The organism is Bradyrhizobium sp. (assembly GCF_030646015.1).
In the GTDB taxonomy this organism is placed as follows: domain Bacteria; phylum Pseudomonadota; class Alphaproteobacteria; order Rhizobiales; family Xanthobacteraceae; genus Bradyrhizobium.
In genome coordinates this window covers 1-21,094 of record NZ_JAUSLT010000142.1, presented here as the reverse complement: position 1 = coordinate 21,094, position 21,094 = coordinate 1, and the positions used below count along the sequence as shown (strand labels likewise).

Genomic DNA, 21,094 nt, shown 5'->3' with positions numbered 1-21,094 from the left:
AACAACTTGGCAAATCGCACTGGACGGTAGATGCCGCACCTCAATTCAGTCAAGCCGCAAGTGCGGCGCCCTGCTTGATCAGCCATCGAAATGCCTGTCGGCGCCAACCGTGGCTCGCTCGCCGAGCATCCATAGTTGACATAACGACGGTTTGGTCAAGCAATAGGCCGGCTAGGCGTTGGTGAGGCACCGGCCCAAGCGCACGGGCGATCTCCCGACAACGCGGCTCGCGGAAAATACGATGCGCGAGCGCAAGGCCTGCGACAGCGACAAACCGGGCATTTGCAGCCTGTACCAGATCTTCGAAGCGTCGCTCCTCGGCGTCTCCCTGCAGGGCGCGCGCCGCCTGACAAATGTCAACCACATGCTGTAACCGCTCATACTGATGTCCGCCGCCATGCACGAGCGCAACCAATAGCGAGGCCGCCGGTCCGTCCGGACCATCGGCGATGACGCTGAAGGGCAACGACATTACGTTGTGCAAACTGTCGGCGTGGATCAGATCCGTTTGCACCTCCACCATTACCCTGTCGTTGTCGCGGTGCAGCCATTTCCATTCCCGCGGGCCGGAAGCAGGATTGCTCTCTGCCATCCGAAATCCCCGATCGGCAAGCGCTTCATCCATGCGCGGGAGCGCTTCTGGCGCGATCAGGATGTCAATATCCGTAAAGCAACGGAGTGAGGCTTTTGGATAGATCGTCCGGGCAAACACCGGACCCTTGACGATCGCCGCAGCCAGATCTCGGACGCACGCCATCAAGACGTCGGCCTCACGGGTAAGCATCAAGGAGAAAGCCGCATTTGCTCGGTGTCGATGCTGCGCCGCATTGCGGCCAGGCGCGAAGGCAGCGTCAGTCGCAAATAATGGAAAGTTTTGCAGCAGCGCCCCCAGAACGCCATGGGCATCTGCTTGTTCGATCAACTCATCGACACGTTCCGGGAGCAAGCGTCGGCGCGGCTGCCGGGCGGGTGACCCAAACGGATCAGCACAGTGAACAACCCAATCGACGAGACAGGACAATGCAAACCCCGAACCGTAAGCCAGACTTGATCCGTAGCATCTCTTTGGCAGAAGGCCTAACCGACTGCGATGCACGACTATTCAGGATCGCAGCGGTAACTTCGACCGTCATCATGTTGCCTTTTGATCGATGCTGTCGATAGGTTGAAAAATGAGCGGCAGTTGTCGACCAACCTGGAACCCGCCTTCTGAAGTGGGTCATTAGCGTCGATACCGCGATGCACCCAAAGAGTCCGATGCACCCCCGATAGCAGACATTGCGCAACGCGGTCGGGATGTCGGTTAAGTGCCAATAGCGACCATCACCTATTGCGGCTGTTTCAGCGGTGGCGCGGTCCACTTGCCGTCAAGTGCTTCTTCTTTCGGCCAGTAGAGGCGCAAGGCCATCACAAACGGTCCCTTCGGCGCTGGCAGCCAGTTGGCCTCCTTATCCTTGCCCGGTGATTCGTTTTGGATAAGTAACGTAAGCCCGCCGTCGGCATCTCGCTGTAACTGCGGTAGCATCGGCGAGTTGATCAGGTAGCGGTTGATGGGATTGGCCACAAGCAGGCTCTGCGGCATTTCGTACATCGTCACCGACCAGAAGGCGTTGACGGGCGGTAGCTTGCCCGGTGCAAAGCGCAAAGTGTAGCGGTTGGTCCCAACCAGCGGCCGTTTGTCGGAATCGATGGAATAGAACGGATACATCGCTTCCCGCTTCGAATTGCCATAGATGCCGATCACGGCACCGGCCATGCGGTAGAGGTAGTTATTCTTCAAATACTTCCGCGTACCGAAAGCATCGCCTGAGGTCACTTGTCCCGTATCAAATCGTTTTTTCTTGAAGTCCGCAAATTCAGCCCATGCGTCCGCGATGCCCTGTTCAACAGCCGTCTTCATTTCAGGCGAGAGTTTGCTCGCGCCAAAGGTTTTTCCCGCGCCGACGCCAATCTTGGCGAAACGCTCCATGAGGTTTTTCTCTGACGGATTCGTTGGGCAGAATTGCAGAACGAAGTTCAGGATGTTGAAAAACTCGGGCGACGTCTTCTGTGTATCGGGCGTAAGCGGCTTGATGAAATCAATCGCTGGCGCAGCCTTAGGTGCAGGTTGGCCGAGATATTCCGACAATGGCTGCGCTTTGTAACCGGCTTGGATTTTCTTCACATTGTCTAGGTCGCCTGGGTTGAAAAGCTGCGTGCGATAGATGGCGAACGTCAACTCGGTCTCAGACCGGATCACCTTCTTCACGCCCTTGGGCGTCGCGCCTTTCCAGCCCGGCCCAGCGATGAGAAAATTGCCCCCATCGTTGCCGGTGGTGCGGCTCCCGATGTAGTCGTAGTTGAAGGTGTAGAGGTCAACGAGTTGGATACTGAAATAGCGCCCCTTCTCGATTGTCGGCACGGTCAGCACTATGGGTTCGGCGCGTACATCCATGCCGATCATGGAGTAGGGTGTGTCCGAGTTGGGCGTCTGCACCGCCTTGTCGTCGGGCGTGTAGACGCGGGGGATGTTGCGGAGCTGGTTCCATGGCGCTTTGAATTCAGGATTCCCGCGATCCACGAAGTAGGCGTATTGGATGCGGTAGCCGTCCACAATCGGGAAGCCGTAGATATAGGCTTCCTTAGCGATGGCGCGGGCCTCTGCGGGTGCAATGCTGGTTTGGGCGCACGCCGATGAAAAGGATGACACTGTGAGCAACGCCATCGCACAAGCGAGGGCTTTCAAGGTTGCGGTTTTCATGAGACGTGGCTCCTCACTTAGGACTGCGCACAAAGCACAAACCGAATAAGCCACCTGTGCTGCGCGACATTGAGATGGATCAACTAAAAGCTGCTCACCGGAAACAGCCCGACTACTTCCGCTCTGGGTCATTCGCGTCGTTTTGGCCCCCAGCCGGCCACTTCCGGTCTTATCCCGAAAGCCGACATAGATTTGTAACCGGGGCAACCGAACCTGGGACCCATAAACTGATGAGCAGGCCCGCCGCCGCCCTCGCCCTCCCGCCCACGATACCGGCAAGGATTGCCCCCGTGCACCCGGCCTGCTTTTTGCCAAACGGATCAACCCTCGACGACAGAACGCCGGAGGTCCTTGAGCCGCAGCAGCATGGTAAGCATCCGTTCGAGCTTGCGGTCGAGGTGTACCTCGTAGCGTCCAAGCCGCTCCAGCTTGTTAGGATCGAGCGCGTCGCCGAACGCCTGCTCGCGGATCAACGGCCGGTTGGCCAATTCCTTTTGCCGGTTTTCGAACCACGGCAGCACCTCGGCTTCGAGGAAGCGGCGCAGGCCCTCGACATCGGCGGTGGCTGGCTCTTTGCCTGCGCCAAGTTCCTCTGGATCGTTGGCGAGCGTATCCGCCCACCAAACTTGTGTATCCTCGCGCAACGCCGCCAAGGCGGCCTCGTAGGCGTCGTTTCGCTTGGAACCAAGCAGCTGGAGAGCATCGCGGGTCATGGCCTCGTCCGCTGCCATGTCCGTCATATCCTCCTGGGTATCCGCCACCGTGGCCCGTATGGCGTCCACCACGCGCTCGGACTGGCCAGAGGTATCGAGATGGACCAGTGCCATCTTTACCGTCTCGCGGTAGGACGCCAGGGTGCCCTCCAACCCGCGCCGATGGGCAGCGGCCTCAGCAAGGCGAAGCCTCCGCTTGCGCCAGAGGATGCCGGCGATCTCCTCGACCAGGTGCTCCTCTGTCGGGCCCTGCGGACGATGTTCGGCCACCAGCGCCTCCACAACGGCCTGGTATTCGTCGGCACTCTCCCAGGGCAGGATCGTATAGCGCGACAGCACCCCGTGACGCAGTGCGTTGAACCGCGTGATGTCAGTGCCGCCGGCCTCGGCCGGCAATGTCTGTACCGTTTTTGTCATCGTCAATTTCCTCGTTCAATTTTAGGCGCGCCCGGATGTCCGGCGGCCCAGCCGTTCTACGAAGCCCATCAGGCCCCTGTTCGATCGCTCTTCGGCTACGTCATGGACGCGACGCCAACGCTCGTAGGTCCGCCAGTGCATGCCCTTTGGCTTGTCGGGAAACTCCTCAAGCATGCTCGCGCTGCCGTCCAGCCGCATCCGGATCTTTTGGGATTTCCCTAGCCCGCGCTGATGGGCCGATTCCTGCTGGCTTGCATAGGCAAGCCGATAGCAGTGACGGCAGGCAAACAGGCGTCCGGCTCCGTACAGCTTCGTGACCCGGCGACCGCAATACACTCCGTTTGCAGCGACCGAACACGCAAACCAAGGCCGTTCGCCACCGAACCGGCACGGCGTCCACGCGATGGTGATCCGCTGCTCGACGTCGTTCCAACCCTCGCCATACGAACGGCTTCGGTATTTCAGCGAAACGGAATGGCGTTGGGTTTCGACGTTAATGGACGCCACCCGCTCGCCGTCCCTGGTCCAGGCCCATGAGAACCACCGGGGCGTTCGGAGATAGCCACGCCGATGCCATTCCAGCACGTCGATCGATCGGCAACCCTCGACGGTGTTCTTGCCGCCGCCCGCGTAACGCGCCATCTATTGCTCCATTTTTTCGTCGAGGAATAATCGAAATCGCTTGGGAAATCTGACACTGTCGCCTGAAGGCAAATAACTTTCTCATGCAGTCGCCCTATCAGTTCCGGTTTCGAATTACCCTCCCGGTGATGATGTTCGACATGGATCAGCCTCCGTTGATTTGCCGCTGCGAGGCAAATTGGTTTTTCGAGGTGCGTGTCTCTCTGGTCGCATCCGACGGCAGATGTTTAAACTGCTCCTCCCGCTTAATACGGCGAACGACTGGCACACTGATTCCCATTGCCTTCAGCGCGGATACAGCCTTGGCTTGCCGGGCCTCGTACCAGGCGGACCAGCAGCGGGAGTGCAGCCAGGCGTGGCCGCTGGGTTCGGCGCCGTAAGGTAGCAGCGGATTGTGGGCGTGTTCACGATCGCCGCATGCGAGACAGCGCCCGGCCGGCGAGCGTTCAGGATTCCGGTTCAGCCAATCGACAATGCAACAGGCAAAGGCCTGGACATCGGCCTGCGGACGCGACTGCCCGCCATCGAACTCGACGATGCCCGCCCGTTCGTCAAAGAGAACCTGCCAGTCTTCGGCCGACCATCCGTCCGGGCCGTGCCGGAGCAGCGTGACGATCTCGGCCTTGTACCGGGAGAGCGCATCGAGCACCGCCGCCGCCGGCGGTACAGGCGCCTCCAGCACCAGGTCATTGTCGTCGACGCCTAGCTGGATGCCAGCGGCGCGGGCCTCCTTGACGACGTTGGCCGCGCTCATATCCTCCCACTCCAGACCGTGACAGTTTCCTCAACCAGGGGAGCGGAAGGCGGCGAAGGCGTTAAAGGCGGTGTTTTGACTGCCACAACACGCCATGCCGTGCGCCCGTCGGCTTCTGCCTGCTGGAACTCAAAGCCACCGACGATCCGGTTAACGTTCTTCTTCAGGAGCCAGCCGAGTTTCGAGCGATTGATTTCCCCACGCTCGTCAACCGGGAATTCGCGCATCGCATCGAGCAGATTTGAATGGTTATAAAGCGCTGCCTCGACCGCCTTGCGCACCGTGGTTGGGGCCGAGCCGAATGCGGCATGCCATTCGGTCATCAACCCACTAAGTGCATCGCCGTCGGGATCATGGCGGACCTGTTCCAGCAGTGCTGTCGCAGGATCGGGGTGCCCGAGCCACATCAGTGGATATCGGCAATAGTCTGACCACGCGCCACCGAACGTGACGATGCTGTCCACCTCAGCACGCGGCGAACCGGCCCTCCGCCATGCCAGAATTATCGTCAGCACTGCAGCAACGTAGGCGCCGCGCCGCTGGCGCACCTTATCGACCGGAAAACCTTTGTAGGAGATCGTTGCCGGTGTCGCACAGCGTGGGTCAATATGAATTGTCAGCACGCGGCGCAGCAGATCGCGGATCGGGCCGACGTTGTTCCCCGAACCCAGAAACAGGGTGCGGGTACTGACTGTCGCGGTCTTGCTGACGCCTAAAATTCGGTCGGTGATGTGCTCCGCCGTCAGCATCCGCTTGATGGTGCCGTGCGGTATCCAGTCCGTGTCCATGTCATCAAATTCGATGACCGCAGGGCTGGTCAGCAGCAAGGACAGAATGACCTTGGTGGCTTCCTCCGAGGTCGTCGGATAGCTCACCTTGGCGTTCCCGCCCGGACCCGCGAATGCGCCAATCAGTTCGCACAGGTAGGTCTTGCCGCTACCGAATACCGGCGCTCTGACGTGAAATGCCGGTGCATAAGCCAGCGTGGGACGCACGACTGCGGTGAAAATAGCCGCTATGGCCGCCGCCCTATCGGTGTCATCCACGAAGTGAAACTCAATAAGCAAGTCTTCGAGCAAGGTTAGCGCCAACCGCGCCGCTTCGAGGGTCGGTTCGGGGACAACAAATTGCCGCGCATCGAACACACCGAAACGCTGTGCCATCTTGTCGTAGCCCGGCTGCTTGATGAGTTCGCCATCAGACTCCCGAAAGTATGGTTGACGAGCGACGCCAGCCAATGGCGGCAAGTAGCGGAAGTTTTGCGCGTCAAAAAGGATCCCTGCGTGCCGCGCCGGCGGATCACAGCGGACCCAGTCTTCCGCGCGCCCGTCGTATTTTTCCCAGGTGGCCGCAACTGAAAGTTCACGAGTCAGTGCCGGTGCGCTGGTCGGCACAATCGAAGGATCGCCGCAAGTTGGGTCGGTTGAAACGGAAACAATCAAGCCACCGGCCTGATAATGTCGCCCACGGTTTGCCAGTTCCTTTTCCGCCGCATCAACAACGCGATGCAGGTCGCCTGACACAACTCGGATGAGCGGCTTGTGCCGTGCCTGAGCGTTGCACACGCCGAGGAATTCAAGGAGAGCCCGAATGTGGAACCTGTCGCGATGGGAGTGCTGGCAGCAAAAGCCGCCCACAGGATATAGCTCGTCGGGCTCAAAATACGCCGCACCGGTGTCCAACTCGTCGGTGTGCTCATGCCGCCACGGACAGGTTATATCGTGCTTCCCGGAGCCCAGGGGCGTTTTGTACAGCCCACGTGCTTTGAGGGCCGCAACGACCGGATTCTCCGCCGCTTTAGGCGTCAGCACATCGTCGATATCATTGCCAATGCCGTGCGATGCGCCGTCAGGCGACACTGATGGTTTCGCGGTTTTCTTGGGCCTACCAGCCGGCGCAAGTTCCAATTGCAGCCGCTCGACGATCTCTTGCGGCGTGTAGCGGTTGTCGGGTCGCCATTCGAGCAGGCGGCACTGAAACGGCGCGCCGTCTTCGCCGGCATATTTCGGCTTGCCGTTAATCGCCACCGGCAGACGCGCCCAGCGGCTCAATGGCCCTGTTGCGCCCGCATCACATAGACCCGCGTCAATCACCGCATCGAGTAAACGCACGGCCACCGCGCCGTCGGTGATCGGCTCAGCGAGAATGATCCCGCCTTGATGATTTCCGGGACTCGTCTCGATCAACCATGACAACTCAAATCCGTCCAGCCGATTTAGCGGAACCTTGGTCCCCAAATCATCGAGCATCAGAAAATGGCAGGCGGCAAATTGGGCTTTGCGCGCCTTAAACGAGCCGTCATCGCCGGGGTAGAAGCTCGAACAGCCGAAGTAGTTGTTGGTCTCTGCCGAAAGGGTGTCTGTGGGAAGATTAAAACGGTGGGCAGGCCAGCCGCCAATACTGGGGTCGCCGCTCTTTGAGGAGACGGCCACAAAGGCTCCTTCGGGCAGGCGCGGAAACACCGCAGTGACGAATTCGGCATTCGTGATCTGGGAATCACCGCCTTCGCCGCCTTTACCGGCTTCCACCGGTTCGGTTGGAGAAACTGTCCGCGCGTCTAGCGGCGTTGCCGCCTCAATATTCTCAAGGGTCATGGCGCACCTCCTCGTCATCGGAGGCGACTGGCATGCCGGTGTCATTCGCTGGTGTGGGCACCTCCGCCCGTGACCATTCGGCCAGGACAGAGAAGAAACCCGTGATGTTTGTGGCGATCTGCCGGGCGTCCTCGGGACTGAGATCGCGACCATGGCGTGGCCGCCAGACCTCCCGGGTGCGCCAGATCAGTTCATCTTTCAGGTTGTCGTTTGCTGCGTGCGAAGTTTTCACCGAAGACCTCACGGGCGGTTGCTCGCCGCTCCGTGCTCCTGGCCTCCGGTCTCGGAATCCCACCGATGACACTGGCCCTACGTGATTTGCATCTTCGAGCGTCCCAATCACAGGGATCGCCGTTTTCTTTGCCGCGTCAGCGCGGCAGTTCTTCCTCAGGGATTGTGAACTTGTGCGACTTGCCGGCCTCGATCACGAGTTCGCGCCGGTTACCCTTCCCGATGCCGCCCGAAATCGCACACCGAAAATGACCATGCCGGAGCCCATCGAGGACGATCTGCACGAGGCGATCGAATGCCTCGCGGAATTGCGGTCCGCCGGACTGTTCGGCGTCCGCTTGGTTTGGTTCGTTATGCATTGTGCAACAGAGCCTTCATGTCCTTGATGGTTGTGGAGAACGCCAGTGGTGGGACAGCGGCGCCCTGGCCGTAAAAGGCCAGCACGTCGTTGCGGCGCGTCGGTCGATCGCGGAAGACAAAAACCTTGCGACGGCCTTCGGCGCGCAGGTCGATAAGGTCGTAGCCTGTGCATCGCAGAAAGCAGGCGAGGTAGAAGTCGCGTGTCTCGAACCCGGCTCTGCCCCCCGCCATTTTTATTCCCTGTCCAGTTGACACTTTACGATCTCCTCAAAAAAGGGGAGCCTATGCCCCGCCGACAAGGACGCGCTGGAGCGGAACCACGCGATGCAGCAGGCCGAGCTTCTCCAGTCGGATGCGCATGGCAATCGGCGAAACCATGAACTGCTCGGCAAAAGGTCGAGCAAAATTCTCCAGAACATAGTCATCCGCAGCACCGATCGGATTTCCAAACTCATCCGTCATCCGCTCAATTTCAACATATGGGTGCATTATAGGCATCTCAGATCGTAGCACTCTGGGCTTGCGATCCGGGAAAATCTCATCCCATGCGGCCATGACCAGCTTGCGCGGCATCAGCAGGCACGAAGCATAGAAATCCGCCTGCCATTCGATGGGTTCTTTCGCTTGGCTCGAACGGCAAACGACCGATGGCGGGGCCGGCTCGTTGAACAAGGAGACCTGTGCCGGGTCCTTGGTGAACAGGTGACGGTGCAGCCGCCAATGTCCGCCACCCTCGTGCGCCAGCGTGAAGCGATAACGGCCCTCTTTCGCCGGGTTCTCCTCGGGATCGAGGCTCTCGTCGATGACGATGCGACGATCATCGAACCAAATCAACCCGAGGATGTCGGGATCAAGACCGAGGCCGGAGCGCGGCACGCGGAGCAACCGGTGCATGTCGTCGAACTCGATGCCGAGCCTCAAATGCTTCTCGACTATGTCCTCGATGGGGATCGGCGGCGCGATCACCACGTTGCGCGCCTCCGCATATTCAGCCAAGAGCGCCGCAGCATCGCGCTCAATCTGTTCTTCTTCAAGGTATGGCACTTTCTTGGGCATCAGGTTGTCATCCTCTCATCTGCATCGGCCAAGCTGTCGCCTACGCCATCACTCGTCCTGCGTCTTCCGTGCATGTCGGGCGAGCCGGGCGATGGCATCGGCCGTTAGGCCTTTGGTGGTCCGCAAGAGCGCTGCCAGTTCAATCGGATGGCGTTTGATGATGTCCGAGATGTCGGTAGACACCCTACCGGCCCGCGCCAGCAGATCGTCGGTGTCGCACCCGATAATCTTGGCGATCGCCTTCACCTTGTCCTCAGCAGGCGGCGGGAACTCATCCCGTTCGACCTTCGAAAGGTAGGTCGGACTGACCCCGATGATCTTCGCCATTTCGCGCAAACCGATCTCCTTGCCTTCCCGCTCGCGGCGAATAAATGCCCCGAATTTTTCCCTCCCGCTGACCATGCTGACCTCTTTCGTCAATTGTTTAGTTGTCTATTTACACGCGATTCGCGCGACTGTCAACAATCCACTAAACAGTGTACAGAGTGACCTCGGAGGCTGTCGCGACGCGCTCTAATGCGAGGGACATCGGCGCCGCCCTCAGCAACAGGCGACCGCCCGTCGACTTCCGCTATCCCCCGTTAGCGACCGCAATCGTTTGGCGGTGCAATATGTCGCTAAGTGCCAGAAGGAGACATCAAGGCGCATCCCTTGGCTTCCCAAGCCCTGCTTTTTTTGCAGAATGTCATCTGCCAAGGATCGTCATTGGGGTGGGAAATCAAATGGCAGAACAGCAAATTCGCTTCGACGATGGAGCCAGCTACGAGCAAATGATGGGAATTTGGAGCCGGTCCGCTGGAGAGATATTCCTTGATTGGTTAGCGCCTCCCTTAGGTTTGCGGTGGATCGACATCGGTTGCGGCAACGGGGCCTTCACTGAACTGTTGGTCGAGCGATGTAGCCCCGCGGAGGTCCAGGGGATCGATCCATCCGAAGAGCAGCTCGCGTTTGCACGTACCCGACCTGCGTCGCGCCTGGCAAAGTTTCACCAGGGCGATGCCATGGCCCTGCCTTTCGCCGACAGCAGCTTCGATGCGGCTGTGATGGCATTGGTCCTTGTGTTCGTTCCGGATCCCGCGAAGGGCGTCAGCGAAATGGTTCGGGTAGTTGTCCCCGGCGGGGCAGTTGTGACCTACATGTGGGACATGGCGGGTGGCAGATCTCCGCTCGATCCAATCCACTCCGAGATACAGGCAATGGGCATTGTACCAACGCGCCCACCACGAATGGATGCGTCCCGAATGGAAGCATTACGAGACTTGTGGATCGGCGCAGGTCTTGAGGACGTGCAAACCCGAGAAATTACAGTGAACCGGACTTTTGCAAATTTCGACGATTTCTGGACGACAAATCTTAAGTCTCCTGCGCTTCGGCCTACAGTTGCAACTATGACATCCGCAGATGTCGAGATGCTCATCTCGCGGGTACGTGCACGTCTACCGGCGGATGCCGATGGTCGCATCACCTATAGTGCGCACGCTCATGCGATAAGGGGACGTCGGCCCAGGTAGCAGATGTCTGCTTCGGGTCATTCGCGTCGCGGCCAGCGCTCGCTAAAATCTTGAAATGGTCGCTATTCCCTGAAAGCGGACACTATTTCAAAGGCTTCTGGTATCCAAGGCAAGGTCATCCTCCCCTACAACCAGAGGAGTGCGACCATGCAAGACAACGCCAATTTTTCGCTGCCCACCCCCAGGCGGATACCTTGGAACAAAGGAAAGCTGATTGGGGCCAAGCCGCCACTGCGGCAGAAACACGTATGGTCGATCCGGACCAAGCTCCAGATCGACCAGAGAATCCGTGATCTGGCCATGTTCAATCTGGCCATCGACAGCAAGTTGCGGGGTTGTGATGTCGTCGCCCTAAGGGTGGAGGACGTTGCGCCAAATGGCTATTCCGTCGATCGGGCAACCGTTCGGCAGAAAAAGACCGGGCGACCCGTCCGGTTTGAATTGACGGAACATACCCGCATGGCCGTGGACGAATACATAAGAACGGTCGGCAAGAAGCCCGGCGAGTTTCTGTTCACATCGTCGCGTGGTGTGGGGCAATGCATGACCACAAGGCAGTATGCCCGGCTGTTATCTGAATGGATTGTCAGTATAGGGCTGGACCCACACCTTTTCGGCACTCATTCCCTCAGGCGGACAAAGGCGACACTAATTTATCGCCGTACCGGAAACCTGCGCGCCGTACAGCTATTGCTTGGCCATACGAAGATTGAGAGCACCGTCCGATATCTCGGCATTGAGGTCGATGACGCACTTTCAATCTCGGAACAAGTTGACCTCTGAAATCGGCCGGGGCGGAGCGGACACGTTCCGCCCAACGCCGACCCATATCCCTCTATTGCTATGCGGCAAAACTTATCTCCCGCATAGCCTCCAAAATCTGCCGAAAAGCCGGCTCGGGAGCGTGGCACATGGTTCGATATGTATCCAGAAAGGGCAGCCAGACTCCGAAATAACTGAGCCGCAGTAACGCATTAGATCGACCGCTCTCAACTCCGGCAGCCGATGGTCCACCATGATGGTCCACGGGAGCCTGAAATTCCAATACCTTCCTATCTGCGGCTCCGCGGCCATACATGGTTTTTGCGGTGGAAATGGCCCAAGCGTCTTGCCGCTTGCGGGCTCTCGGGCGAGCTTATTCGCAGCCTTCGGACCAGCGACTTTCGCGTCGCTCGCCGGCGGGCGCTCACGCTTGTCTTGCAAATCGAAACCATGACCGAGGCCACCCAGCTTCCGAAGCGAGCCGAGTTGGAAAGCGCGATCCGGCGCTGGATCGACGATTCGGTTTGGCGCCGAGATCAAGCGAGCGGAAACCGGCGGCCTGGATTTTTTGGAGCGCCACGAAATCGAAAAGATGGGCCGCGAGGACGCAAGGGAACTCGACGGCCTCTTTCGGTATGCCTCGAACATGTTCGCGCCGCAGCGTTTGGTGAATTCCATCCGGATTAATGCCGATCTGTGTCGTCTTCGCTATGCTGGGGCAACGGGCGTTGCGGCAGCGAACCGCTATCATGAGCTTGCGCGTTTCGTCGCGCTTGCCGAAAGGGAAATGCAGAAGAAAGTAAAACTCGCTAACTAGCAATCATTACGAGTACAATCACCTCTCGGCGCGTTGCGCACAAAATTTCGCGTAACAAGCCTTAAACGAAATCACTGCAGCATTCGAGAAATGTGCCGCGCCCATATGTCCTACACGCTAGATTTTGGCACTGGCGAGTAATGACCTTGTTTACATAGTCATGGAAAATTTCTCTACCGCATTTTATGGGTATTGTCCCTTGTCGGCGCGGTCATCCATACTGTCGCCAGTGTGATCGGCGTCGTCCGCTGTCTACGGCAAGTTCAGCCGCGCGTGCTCATGAGAGGCACGGTCGGATTCTCTACATTCCCATCAACGACATAGTGCGTAACAATCGCTCCCGCCCACATGGCGGCCAGCGCGATCCATGCTGTCAAAGCAAAGATGGCCCCTCCCGTGACTCCCGCTCCAACGGCACATCCTCCGGCGAGCATACCGCCAAAGCCCATCAGTGACGCACCAAACAAATAACGCCACATACTCGGACCGTCGTGAAATCCCTGCACCCTCCATTCGCGCAATATTAGGGCCGCCAGCATTGCACCAGCAAAGACACCTGGCACCAGGCCGGTGTCAAAGCCCAACGGCATGGAGGGTGAATTGATCAGGCCCATCAGCGTATCGGCCGACGGTCCGGTGAAGCTGATGCTCTTGACCTGGGGCCCGGAGAACGAAACCTGGGATGTGCGGAACGTGAACAACCAGCCTGCGGCGACCGTCAGCCCCACGCCGATCGCGCTTGTCGCGACGACAAGGCCGAGGCGCGCGCGCCGCGCCAGCCACAGCGCCCAACCCAGCCCCAGCGCGCCGAGAACCGCCCCCGTCACCGGTCCCGCACTCAGCACCGACAGCAGATTGCGCGACGCCCCGCCCTCGACGGTCCACAATGCCGAGAGCGTTTCCCTGGCAGGCGACAGCACACCCCTCAGCGAAGCCTGCGCCACCACCGTCAGCACGAGTCCGGATACCAGCGCGCGCAGATTTCCCGTCGCCGACAACACCAGGAGCCGGCTCGCGCAGCCGCGCGCCAGAATCATTCCGGCCCCGAACAGCAGACCTCCGATGATGCTGCCCGAAAGACTGCCGCGCGCGGCAAGCTGGCGGGCCCCGTCAACGTCAAGCAGGCCCATGCCGATCAAGGCCTGGGTCGCCGTTACCGCCGCCGAAAACGTCAACAGCCAGATGGCAACCTTCGATCCGAACAAGCCGCTCGAGAACTCGATCACCGCGGAGCGCAGGCAGAATCGACTGGTCTGCGCAAAGGCGCCGAACAGCATTCCGATCAGCAATCCGCCAGCAGACAGAACCGCTGCCTCGCCGACAAGCTCCATCAACGATTCCAGATTCAAGGAAGTCCGTCCCCCACGGCGATCTCGGAACCAGGCAATACGCAATACCGGAACGTCGCGAATATCTGGTCGACCGAAGTCGCTCCGTCATTGATCTCGCGCAAGCGCGTCCTGTCGGGCGCAGGTTTGGCTGCGGACAAGCCCGGCCCCCCTGCGCCGCCGGCCGCGGATCAATTGCCCTTCTTGCCGTCGTTGCCGAACTGCTTCAGGAACGCCGTGAGATCCTTGATCTCCTGCTCGTTCTTGATGCCCGCGAACGTCATTTTCGTGCCGGGAATTTTCGCCTTGGGATCCTTGATGTAATCGGCGAACACCGCCTCGTCCCATGTGATGCCGGAGTTCTTGTTGGCATCCGAGTAATTGTAGCCCGCGACCATTCCGGATTTGCGGCCGAACAGCCCATTGAGGACGGGACCGACGACGTTCTTCGCCGTCTCACCCACTTGATGACAGGCGCGGCATTTGTTGAACGATTTCTCTCCCGCCGCTGCGTCCTGCGCGCTGGCGCTTGCCGTCATTGCCACAAGCGACGTTGCCACCAGTATCGAACGAACGATCATATTTCCTCATCCCCGGAGTCGGTACTATTTCAGGTCTGGGGTGACGCTGGAAACGGCGATGGCCTTGATCGACGCTTCCGGCGGCCCCTGTGGTCTTGAATGGATGACGATTCGCCGGTGTCCTATCCGAACATGTCGGCTGTGATTCCGGCATACCATCCCATATTCTCGGCCTGCTGTTGCTTGCGCATTTCTGCTGTTTCGCCGGTCTTCGAAACGAAGGTCGAGGATGCCGCAATCTTGCCGTCCTTGGCCTCGTAGGCGCCGCCGACTTTCACGCAATCGTCGGTGTCGATCAGGCTCCAGCAGGTATTGGTGTAGCGGGCCGGGAAGGTCCGCGCGGCGACGAGCTCGCCCCGGATCATCATAGCCGCGACCTTGGCCTGGCTGTTGGCGGAAAATGCCGATTTCGGCATGTCGCCCGCGATACTGGCGTCGCCCAGCACGTAGATATTGGCGTCGACCGCGGACTTCATGCTGGCGGGATCGATCGCGCAGAATCCGCTGGCGTTCGCCAGCCCCGAATCCCGCGCGATCGCGCCCGCCATTTGCGCCGGTATCACGTTGACCAGTGAGGCATTCTTGTAGGTCTCGAAACCGGTCACGACGGTTCCGCTCGCCGGATCGACCGATTTGACGCCGTCATGGACCTTCGGCCCGAGCCATTCGACCATGCCCTTGTAGTGCTTTTCCCATCCCTCCTGAAACAGGCCTTGCTTGGAAAAGGTTTCCTTCGGGTCGATCACGAAGATCTTGCAGCGGTCCTTGCCGGCAGCCTTCAGCGAATGAGCCATCATCGAGACACGTTCATAGGGTCCGGGCGGACAGCGATAGGGATTGGGCGGGGCGATCATCACGATCACGCCGCCATTCGGGACGGCATCGAGGCGCTTGCGCAGCAGCAGCGTCTGGGCGCCCGGCTTCCAGGCATGCGGCATCGCTTCTTCGGCCGCCTGAGACCATCCCGGAACGGAATCGTATTTCAGATCGATGCCCGGAGACACCACGAGGCGGTCATACGGCAGCCGGCGGCCGCCGGCGAGAACCACTTCCTTCTTGTCGCGGTCGATCATCTTGGCGCTGTCGCGCACCATCTCGATTCCGTTGGTCTTGGCCAATGCGGTGTATTCGTGGGTGATGGAGGCATAGTCGCGCACCCCGCCGAGATAGAGGTTGCTGTGGAAGCAGGTTTGATATTTTTCATTGGGCTCGATCAGGGTCACCGCGATGGCGCCGGCGCTGTCCTTGGCGATGTATTTCGCCGCCGTCGCGCCACCCGCGCCGCCGCCAATCACCACGACCCGCGGTTTGGCCTGGGCGAGAATCGCGGGTGCCCCCAGTATCATCGCGCCAGTGAGCGCCGCAGTTCCCGTCAGCAATTGCCTTCGATTGAAGTCCATCTATCCCTCCCGCTGGTTTTGACTTTCCGACTTTAGGTCCGGGCGCTGGCCGCCTTCTGCCGGGCGGATGCGCTCGCTTTCACCGAACTGATCGCTTCTCGAATTTGCGGCCGGACAAGGCTCCCTTGAATGCGCGCATCACTTCGCGCTGGATTGTGACGTCACCGCCCCGAAATAGGCCGCGAGCGCGGCGATCTCGTCGTCCGCAAGCCGGCCGGCAATGGTCTGCATGATAGGATTCTCCCGGTGCTTGTCCTTGTATGAGTTCATCACTGCGACAAAATTTTCTTCGGGCCACCCGGTGATCCGTGGAACCCCTCCCGTCACATGGCCTGAAATCTGATGGCAGGCCACGCACTCGTTGGACAAGTACGCGCCAAGCTCACGGTCTCCGGCATAGGCGCTAGCGAACGAGCTTGCCGCCAGGAAACCAACCGATGCTGCCAAGCGCCGGGACATAGCCATCAATCCACCTTAGGGCCGGCTTTGCTGTCAGGCGTGACGTCCACCGAAACGGCGCGACCGATCACCTTGGTGGTGGCAGCGCGGCAATCCTTCATACAAGGGTCCTTCTTCCAGAAGTGCTTTTCGGCGGTCTCGCGATCATCTGGATAGAATGCCGCGGCGTTTGGCATTTTGATAGACGTGAAATTCTTCTCGTTGAGCTCGAAGTTCTCGTCCTTGACGATGTCGTTCATGCTGAGAACATATGCCGTGAGCGCATAGACCTCGTCGTTCGTCAGGGATTGCGCGTTGCCAAAGGGCATGGCGCGCTTAACATAGTCGAAGAACGTCGATGCGTCCGGCCAAAACGAGCCGACGGTCTTGTCGGGCCGGTCGGCCTTCAGCGTGCCTATTCCTCCGGCAATCACGGGGTATCGACCGACGCCCTGGCCGAACTCGCCGTGGCAAGACGCACATTTCTCCTGAAAGATGACGTCCCCCTGCTTTACCGTGCCCTTTCCGACCGGAAGGCCCTTCCCGTCCGGCCGAACGTCTGTGTCCCAGGCACTGACTTCCTCCGGCAAGGCCAAGCGCCCAAGACCGAGCTTTGCGGAAGACTTTGCGGCAACCTGCTGCGCCGAAACTTCAACGATCGGCGTCGCGGCCAAGCTCCCGCCAAGGACGCCAGCGAAAAGGAGTTTAGCCAATCTCGACATTTTCAGTCTCCCCACCTGCACGCACCAGCCAGGTCTGAATGCCGTTGTTGTGATAGATCGAGTTGACGCCCCGGACCTTGCGCAGTTCGTCCTTGGCCGGCTGAACGTAGCCGGTCGAATCGATGGCGCGCGACTGGATCATCATCTCCTGGCCGTTCCAGTCGAAGTCGACGTAGAAGCGCGTCAACGACTTGTCGAGCACCGGGCCGTCGATACGCGCGGACTGCCAGTTGCGGCCGCCGTCGAGTGTCACATCGACCCGCTTGATCGTTCCGCGACCGGACCAGGCGATGCCGGTCAGGACGTTGCGCCCCTTGTACTTGAGCGGCGCCTGCGGCGACGGATTCGTCACCACCGATTTCGCATCCATGGCGAAGGTAAGTTTGCGCGAGCGGCCGTCGGCCATCAGGTCAGTATATTTCGACGTCTCTTCGCGGGTCTGCCACGGCTGGTCGCCGGCCTCGATCCGGCGCAGCCACTTCACCCAGAGATTGCCCTCCCAGCCCGGGATCACCGCCCGCAGCGGGTAACCCTGCTCCGGACGAAGGGCTTCTCCGTTCATGGCAAATGCGATCAGGACGTCGTTCAGCGCCTTTTCGATCGGCAAGGACCGATTCATGCCAGCCGCGTCGGCGCCTTCAAGCATCAGCCATTTGGCATTCGGCTTGAGGCCCGCTTCATCCAGCAAGACCTTGAGCGGCACACCGGTGTACATGACGTTGTGGACCATGCCGTGGGTGAACTGACATCCGTTGAGCTGGGCCCCGCGCCACTCCATGCCGGAATTCGCCGCGCATTCGAGAAAGAAGATCTTGTTCACCCGCGGCATGCGCTTGATGTCTTCCATCGTGAAGACGAGCGGCTTTTCCACGAGTCCGTTGATCATCAGCCGGTGGTCGGCCGGGTTGATCTCGGCAACGCCGCCATGGTGGCGCTCGAAGCAGAGTCCGGACGGCGTGATGATTCCGTCCAGCCGATGAAGCGGCGTGAAGTTCACCGACGATTCCGGTGAGGCCGTCAGCCACGCAACATCGCGCCGCACCACATCCTTTTCGAACTTCGATGGAGAACCGTAGGGCCGCGACTGGACCCCGTCGCCAAGATAGCGATTCCAGTCCTGGACTTCCGTGATCAAGGGATCGGGCTTGCCGCCCTCGCCGGCGAACGCCGATACCGCGGAAAGAGCCGCGCCGGTGCCCGCGAGCCCCGCGGCTCCGAGAAATCGACGGCGATTGAGAATAGCCGCTGAAGGCTTGTCACTCATGCGGGCACCCCTTGTCTCTATTTATCCCAATACGTGAATATGTTGGACGCAACGCCGCACCGGCATCGCGAGTTTCAGGTCCCCGTGACCTTGACTGCCGTGTTCGGCTCGATCTTCACCGAACCGAGTTTTGAAACGTGGGCGGCAACGACGTCCCAGATCGGGGGGCCCTGGGTGTTTTCGTTGATGCTTGCCCAACCTGCGACTGTATAGGTCTTCGATTCCTCGATCGGCTTGCCCGATTTCAGATGAGTGAGTTTGGAGATCCGCGAGCCCGCGGGCCTGGAGATGTCGATCGCATAGCCCATCCCGCCGATCCGGACCATGTCGCCGCCGCCCTGGAAATATGGATCGGGGTGGAAGATGTTGTCCGCGATGTCTTCCAGAATTTCTTTCAGCTGGCCGCCGGTCATCTGGTTGCGATAGCAGTTCGGATAGGTGATCGCGGTCGCATTGGTCACATGTTCCCAGGTGATCGTGTCTCCCGGAAGCAGGGTACCGCCCCAGCGGAAGCCGGGCGACAATGCAATTTCGACATCGCGTTCCGCGAGCATCGCGTTGCAGATCAAATCGTCGAAGGTGCCGTTGAAGTTGCCACGGCGGTAGAGCAAGGAATCGGTCTTGCCGATCGTGCGCGCGAGATCCTTGGCAAAAGGCGCCCTCACCTTCTCGACCAGCGCGGTCATCGCCGGGTCGGGCGCGATGGCGTCGGCGAAAACAGGCATCAGCTTGAAACGGACGCCGGCCACCTTCTTGTCCTTCACCTCGATGTCGAGACGCGAGACGAACTTGCCGTGCGAACCGGAGGCGACCAGAACGGTATCGCCGACGCGAATGAGGCCGGGCATCGCGTCATGCGTATGCGCGGTCAGGATGACGTCGAGCCCTTTCACGCGGCTTGCGAGCTTGCGATCGACGTCGAAGCCGTTGTGCGAAAGAAGGACGACGATCGAGGCCCCCTCGGCCCGCGCCTCGTTGACCTGCTTTTGCATATCCTCTTCGCGAATACCGAATTCCCACTTCGGGAACATCCAGCGAGGGTTGGCTACAGCCGTGCGCGGCAAGGCCTGGCCGATGACGGCAATCTTGGCGCCACCCCGCTCGAACATCTTGCGGCCTTCAAAGACGGGCTCCTGCCATTCATTGTCGCGGATATTCTGGGCCAGAAACGCGAACGGCGCCTTGTCGACGATTTCCTTGACGCGGTCGGCGCCATAGGTGAACTCCCAATGGCCGACCATGGCATCGACCTTCAGCGCAGACATGATCTCGACCATGTCCTGGGCTTTGGTCTGCAATGACGTCCAGCTTCCCTGCCAGGTGTCGCCGCCGTCGAGCAACAGCACCTTGTCTGCGCCGCGCTCGGCTCGCACGGCGCCGATCAATGCAGCGATGCGATCCATGCCGCCCATCCGGCCGTAGTTGCGGGCCAGCGACACAAAATCGTCCGACGTCAGGGCGAACGCATCCGGCGAGCCGGTCGCAATGTTGAAGTATTTGCGGAATTCGGCATCGGAAATATGCGGCGGAAGTCCCTTTGCCTCACCTGCGCCGAGATTGATGGACGGCTCACGGAAATGCAGCGGCATCAACTGGGCGTGGATGTCCGTCACATGCAGAATCGTGACGGTACCCAACGGGTCGAAGCGCGTGATGTCGGCCTGCGACAGACGCTGCTGGGCGGCTGCTCTTCCGAGATTGCCGAGTCCGCTGCCGATCAGCAATGCCGACGCAGCCGAGGTCGCCTGCAGGAATTCCCGCCTCGATATCATCGATCCACCCTTATTTGCCTGTAATCGGGCACAGAGAACAGCCGGGAGGCTCTATTGGCCTCCCTGGATGCAGGCGCATTTCAGAATGCGCCTGCAGATCATGCCGCGACGGTCAACTTGTTCTTGGAGACGTAGTTCGAACCGTCATCGTCCTTCCAGGTGAAGGTGAATTCACCGCTTTCGGCGGCCTTGTAGAAAAACGACTGGTAGGGATTCGCCGAAATCGCTGGATTCCACTCGGCTTCGAACACCGTCTTGCCGTTGAATTCCGCAACGAACTTGTTGATGATCTTGCGCGGGATGACTTTTCCGGCGGAGTCCTTGCGCTGGCCCGATTCCATCTCGTGCGAGATCAGAGTCTTGATTTCGAAGATTTCACCCGGCTTGACCTGGGCCGGAACGCGAACGCGCGGGGTTGGCTTTGTGGACATGATGAATTCCTGTCAATTTCGATTTCTTCGGGATTGGCCGATCAGCCGCCGCAGCCGCCAATGGTCACCTTCACATTGGCCTTCGCCATGTGGAGCTTTCCGTTCGACATTTCCGCGATGCAAATGATGTTCTGGGTTTGCGCCAACCGCATGCGCGTCGACGCGGAAGCCTTGCCGCAGGCAGGCGAGAACTTGTAGCTGACGATACCCGGCAGGGGATTGCCGTCGGCAAAGACATGCACCGCCTTGACGTGATCTGCATCGGTCATCGGGCTTTCGACCTCAACGTTGATCGGCACTACGAGACCGTTTTCTGCGATCTCAGGCACATCAAGCTTGATCTTGCCGCTCTCGAATTTCTTGTCGCCGTAAAGTTTCTTTATTTCCGCGGCGACGGCCGGCTCATCCGCAAAGGACATCTTCGGAGCAAGCAGGGCAGCAAATCCGAGGATTGATGCGAGCGCGAGCGCTTCGCGGCGAGTCGTTTCAACCGAATTCCAAACCATATGGGTATCCTCCCGCGGGATCTCTTTGCTGCGTCCCTAGATGATGAAATCTCTT

Annotated in this window: 24 protein-coding genes; 4 read left to right on the top strand and 20 right to left on the bottom strand. The window is 59.7% G+C overall.

Going from position 1 to position 21,094, the window contains the following annotated elements; all coding sequences use genetic code 11:
• Nucleotides 1-49: 49 nt before the first annotated feature.
• The 11 genes from Q7T45_RS22045 to Q7T45_RS21995 form a co-directional block, all read right to left on the bottom strand.
• Nucleotides 50-922 carry a nucleotidyltransferase family protein gene (locus tag Q7T45_RS22045; protein WP_304873569.1) on the bottom strand — a complete coding sequence of 291 codons (873 nt, stop codon included), beginning with the start codon at nucleotides 920-922 and terminating at the stop codon, nucleotides 50-52.
• Nucleotides 923-1,327: 405 nt separating this feature from the next.
• Nucleotides 1,328-2,704, bottom strand: coding sequence for a DUF1254 domain-containing protein (locus Q7T45_RS22040; protein WP_304873607.1), 1,377 nt, complete (start codon nucleotides 2,702-2,704; stop codon nucleotides 1,328-1,330).
• Between the two features lie 356 nt (nucleotides 2,705-3,060).
• Entirely contained in the window at nucleotides 3,061-3,870 is an 810-nt protein-coding gene (locus tag Q7T45_RS22035) for a hypothetical protein (RefSeq protein WP_304873568.1), read from the bottom strand.
• Nucleotides 3,871-3,891: 21 nt separating this feature from the next.
• A complete protein-coding gene (locus Q7T45_RS22030; protein ID WP_304873565.1) occupies nucleotides 3,892-4,512 on the bottom strand; it encodes a hypothetical protein in 621 nt (206 codons plus the stop codon).
• A 145-nt stretch (nucleotides 4,513-4,657) separates the two neighbouring features.
• Nucleotides 4,658-5,266 carry a hypothetical protein gene (locus tag Q7T45_RS22025; RefSeq protein WP_304873563.1) on the bottom strand — a complete coding sequence of 203 codons (609 nt, stop codon included), beginning with the start codon at nucleotides 5,264-5,266 and terminating at the stop codon, nucleotides 4,658-4,660.
• Nucleotides 5,263-7,860, bottom strand: coding sequence for a DNA-primase RepB domain-containing protein (locus tag Q7T45_RS22020; protein ID WP_304873561.1), 2,598 nt, complete (start codon nucleotides 7,858-7,860; stop codon nucleotides 5,263-5,265). The genes Q7T45_RS22025 and Q7T45_RS22020 overlap by 4 nt, the downstream gene beginning before the upstream one ends.
• Nucleotides 7,850-8,092 (bottom strand): hypothetical protein, encoded by a 243-nt coding sequence (locus Q7T45_RS22015; protein WP_304873559.1) that lies wholly within the window; start codon nucleotides 8,090-8,092, stop codon nucleotides 7,850-7,852. The genes Q7T45_RS22020 and Q7T45_RS22015 overlap by 11 nt, the downstream gene beginning before the upstream one ends.
• Nucleotides 8,093-8,228: 136 nt before the next feature.
• Nucleotides 8,229-8,375 (bottom strand): hypothetical protein, encoded by a 147-nt coding sequence (locus Q7T45_RS22010; RefSeq protein WP_304873557.1) that lies wholly within the window; start codon nucleotides 8,373-8,375, stop codon nucleotides 8,229-8,231.
• 67 nt (nucleotides 8,376-8,442) lie between these two features.
• Nucleotides 8,443-8,706, bottom strand: coding sequence for a DUF5659 domain-containing protein (locus Q7T45_RS22005; RefSeq protein WP_304873555.1), 264 nt, complete (start codon nucleotides 8,704-8,706; stop codon nucleotides 8,443-8,445).
• A 27-nt stretch (nucleotides 8,707-8,733) separates the two neighbouring features.
• The gene (locus tag Q7T45_RS22000; RefSeq protein WP_304873554.1) at nucleotides 8,734-9,507 is read right to left on the bottom strand and encodes an ImmA/IrrE family metallo-endopeptidase; all 774 of its coding nucleotides are present in this window, start codon (nucleotides 9,505-9,507) and stop codon (nucleotides 8,734-8,736) included.
• Between the two features lie 48 nt (nucleotides 9,508-9,555).
• Nucleotides 9,556-9,927, bottom strand: coding sequence for a helix-turn-helix domain-containing protein (locus Q7T45_RS21995; protein ID WP_304873552.1), 372 nt, complete (start codon nucleotides 9,925-9,927; stop codon nucleotides 9,556-9,558).
• A 302-nt stretch (nucleotides 9,928-10,229) separates the two neighbouring features.
• Between Q7T45_RS21995 and Q7T45_RS21990 the strand changes: the two genes are divergently transcribed.
• The 4 genes from Q7T45_RS21990 to Q7T45_RS21980 all read left to right on the top strand — a co-directional run bounded on the left by Q7T45_RS21990 (nucleotide 10,230) and on the right by Q7T45_RS21980 (nucleotide 12,597).
• Nucleotides 10,230-11,018: a class I SAM-dependent methyltransferase gene (locus Q7T45_RS21990; RefSeq protein ID WP_304873551.1), complete on the top strand. Its 789-nt coding sequence runs from the start codon at nucleotides 10,230-10,232 to the stop codon at nucleotides 11,016-11,018.
• A 147-nt stretch (nucleotides 11,019-11,165) separates the two neighbouring features.
• The gene (locus tag Q7T45_RS21985; RefSeq protein WP_304873550.1) at nucleotides 11,166-11,801 is read left to right on the top strand and encodes a tyrosine-type recombinase/integrase; all 636 of its coding nucleotides are present in this window, start codon (nucleotides 11,166-11,168) and stop codon (nucleotides 11,799-11,801) included.
• A 222-nt stretch (nucleotides 11,802-12,023) separates the two neighbouring features.
• Complete coding sequence (locus tag Q7T45_RS29060) at nucleotides 12,024-12,467, top strand: DUF6538 domain-containing protein (RefSeq protein WP_370691336.1); 444 nt, start codon at nucleotides 12,024-12,026, stop codon at nucleotides 12,465-12,467.
• Nucleotides 12,373-12,597: a hypothetical protein gene (locus Q7T45_RS21980; protein ID WP_304873549.1), complete on the top strand. Its 225-nt coding sequence runs from the start codon at nucleotides 12,373-12,375 to the stop codon at nucleotides 12,595-12,597. The genes Q7T45_RS29060 and Q7T45_RS21980 overlap by 95 nt, the downstream gene beginning before the upstream one ends.
• Before the next feature lie 263 nt (nucleotides 12,598-12,860).
• Here the strand turns inward: Q7T45_RS21980 and Q7T45_RS21975 are convergent, their stop codons facing one another.
• From Q7T45_RS21975 to soxY, 9 genes are all read right to left on the bottom strand, one after another.
• Complete coding sequence (locus tag Q7T45_RS21975; RefSeq protein ID WP_304873547.1) at nucleotides 12,861-13,946, bottom strand: YeeE/YedE family protein; 1,086 nt, start codon at nucleotides 13,944-13,946, stop codon at nucleotides 12,861-12,863.
• A 170-nt stretch (nucleotides 13,947-14,116) separates the two neighbouring features.
• Nucleotides 14,117-14,506, bottom strand: a complete 390-nt coding sequence (locus tag Q7T45_RS21970) for a cytochrome c family protein (protein ID WP_304873546.1) — start codon at nucleotides 14,504-14,506, stop codon at nucleotides 14,117-14,119.
• Nucleotides 14,507-14,628: 122 nt separating this feature from the next.
• The gene (locus Q7T45_RS21965; RefSeq protein ID WP_304873545.1) at nucleotides 14,629-15,906 is read right to left on the bottom strand and encodes an NAD(P)/FAD-dependent oxidoreductase; all 1,278 of its coding nucleotides are present in this window, start codon (nucleotides 15,904-15,906) and stop codon (nucleotides 14,629-14,631) included.
• A 138-nt stretch (nucleotides 15,907-16,044) separates the two neighbouring features.
• Complete coding sequence (locus Q7T45_RS21960; RefSeq protein ID WP_304873543.1) at nucleotides 16,045-16,365, bottom strand: c-type cytochrome; 321 nt, start codon at nucleotides 16,363-16,365, stop codon at nucleotides 16,045-16,047.
• A 5-nt stretch (nucleotides 16,366-16,370) separates the two neighbouring features.
• Nucleotides 16,371-17,066: a c-type cytochrome gene (locus tag Q7T45_RS21955; protein ID WP_304873542.1), complete on the bottom strand. Its 696-nt coding sequence runs from the start codon at nucleotides 17,064-17,066 to the stop codon at nucleotides 16,371-16,373.
• Complete coding sequence (gene soxC, locus Q7T45_RS21950; protein ID WP_304873541.1) at nucleotides 17,050-18,330, bottom strand: sulfite dehydrogenase; 1,281 nt, start codon at nucleotides 18,328-18,330, stop codon at nucleotides 17,050-17,052. The genes Q7T45_RS21955 and soxC overlap by 17 nt, the downstream gene beginning before the upstream one ends.
• A 74-nt stretch (nucleotides 18,331-18,404) precedes the next feature.
• On the bottom strand, nucleotides 18,405-20,102 hold the full coding sequence (gene soxB / locus Q7T45_RS21945; RefSeq protein ID WP_304873539.1) for a thiosulfohydrolase SoxB: 1,698 nt from the start codon (nucleotides 20,100-20,102) through the stop codon (nucleotides 18,405-18,407).
• A 98-nt stretch (nucleotides 20,103-20,200) separates the two neighbouring features.
• Complete coding sequence (gene soxZ, locus Q7T45_RS21940) at nucleotides 20,201-20,533, bottom strand: thiosulfate oxidation carrier complex protein SoxZ (protein ID WP_304873537.1); 333 nt, start codon at nucleotides 20,531-20,533, stop codon at nucleotides 20,201-20,203.
• Nucleotides 20,534-20,574: 41 nt separating this feature from the next.
• Nucleotides 20,575-21,039, bottom strand: coding sequence for a thiosulfate oxidation carrier protein SoxY (gene soxY / locus Q7T45_RS21935; RefSeq protein WP_304873535.1), 465 nt, complete (start codon nucleotides 21,037-21,039; stop codon nucleotides 20,575-20,577).
• Between the last annotated feature and the right edge of the window lie 55 nt (nucleotides 21,040-21,094).

Coding starts and splice junctions, on each gene's coding strand:
- Q7T45_RS22030 (WP_304873565.1), bottom strand. CDS start 4,512: ATGGCGCGTTACGCGGGCGGCGGCAAGAACACCGTCGAGGGTTGCCGA.
- Q7T45_RS22035 (WP_304873568.1), bottom strand. CDS start 3,870: ATGACAAAAACGGTACAGACATTGCCGGCCGAGGCCGGCGGCACTGAC.
- soxZ (WP_304873537.1), bottom strand. CDS start 20,533: ATGTCCACAAAGCCAACCCCGCGCGTTCGCGTTCCGGCCCAGGTCAAG.
- soxY (WP_304873535.1), bottom strand. CDS start 21,039: ATGGTTTGGAATTCGGTTGAAACGACTCGCCGCGAAGCGCTCGCGCTC.
- Q7T45_RS21960 (WP_304873543.1), bottom strand. CDS start 16,365: ATGTCCCGGCGCTTGGCAGCATCGGTTGGTTTCCTGGCGGCAAGCTCG.
- Q7T45_RS22000 (WP_304873554.1), bottom strand. CDS start 9,507: ATGCCCAAGAAAGTGCCATACCTTGAAGAAGAACAGATTGAGCGCGAT.
- Q7T45_RS21990 (WP_304873551.1), top strand. CDS start 10,230: ATGGCAGAACAGCAAATTCGCTTCGACGATGGAGCCAGCTACGAGCAA.
- Q7T45_RS21970 (WP_304873546.1), bottom strand. CDS start 14,506: ATGATCGTTCGTTCGATACTGGTGGCAACGTCGCTTGTGGCAATGACG.
- Q7T45_RS21985 (WP_304873550.1), top strand. CDS start 11,166: ATGCAAGACAACGCCAATTTTTCGCTGCCCACCCCCAGGCGGATACCT.
- Q7T45_RS21955 (WP_304873542.1), bottom strand. CDS start 17,066: ATGTCGAGATTGGCTAAACTCCTTTTCGCTGGCGTCCTTGGCGGGAGC.
- Q7T45_RS29060 (WP_370691336.1), top strand. CDS start 12,024: ATGGTCCACCATGATGGTCCACGGGAGCCTGAAATTCCAATACCTTCC.
- Q7T45_RS22025 (WP_304873563.1), bottom strand. CDS start 5,266: ATGAGCGCGGCCAACGTCGTCAAGGAGGCCCGCGCCGCTGGCATCCAG.
- Q7T45_RS22040 (WP_304873607.1), bottom strand. CDS start 2,704: ATGGCGTTGCTCACAGTGTCATCCTTTTCATCGGCGTGCGCCCAAACC.
- soxC (WP_304873541.1), bottom strand. CDS start 18,330: ATGAGTGACAAGCCTTCAGCGGCTATTCTCAATCGCCGTCGATTTCTC.
- Q7T45_RS22020 (WP_304873561.1), bottom strand. CDS start 7,860: ATGACCCTTGAGAATATTGAGGCGGCAACGCCGCTAGACGCGCGGACA.
- soxB (WP_304873539.1), bottom strand. CDS start 20,102: ATGATATCGAGGCGGGAATTCCTGCAGGCGACCTCGGCTGCGTCGGCA.
- Q7T45_RS21980 (WP_304873549.1), top strand. CDS start 12,373: ATGGGCCGCGAGGACGCAAGGGAACTCGACGGCCTCTTTCGGTATGCC.
- Q7T45_RS21965 (WP_304873545.1), bottom strand. CDS start 15,906: ATGGACTTCAATCGAAGGCAATTGCTGACGGGAACTGCGGCGCTCACT.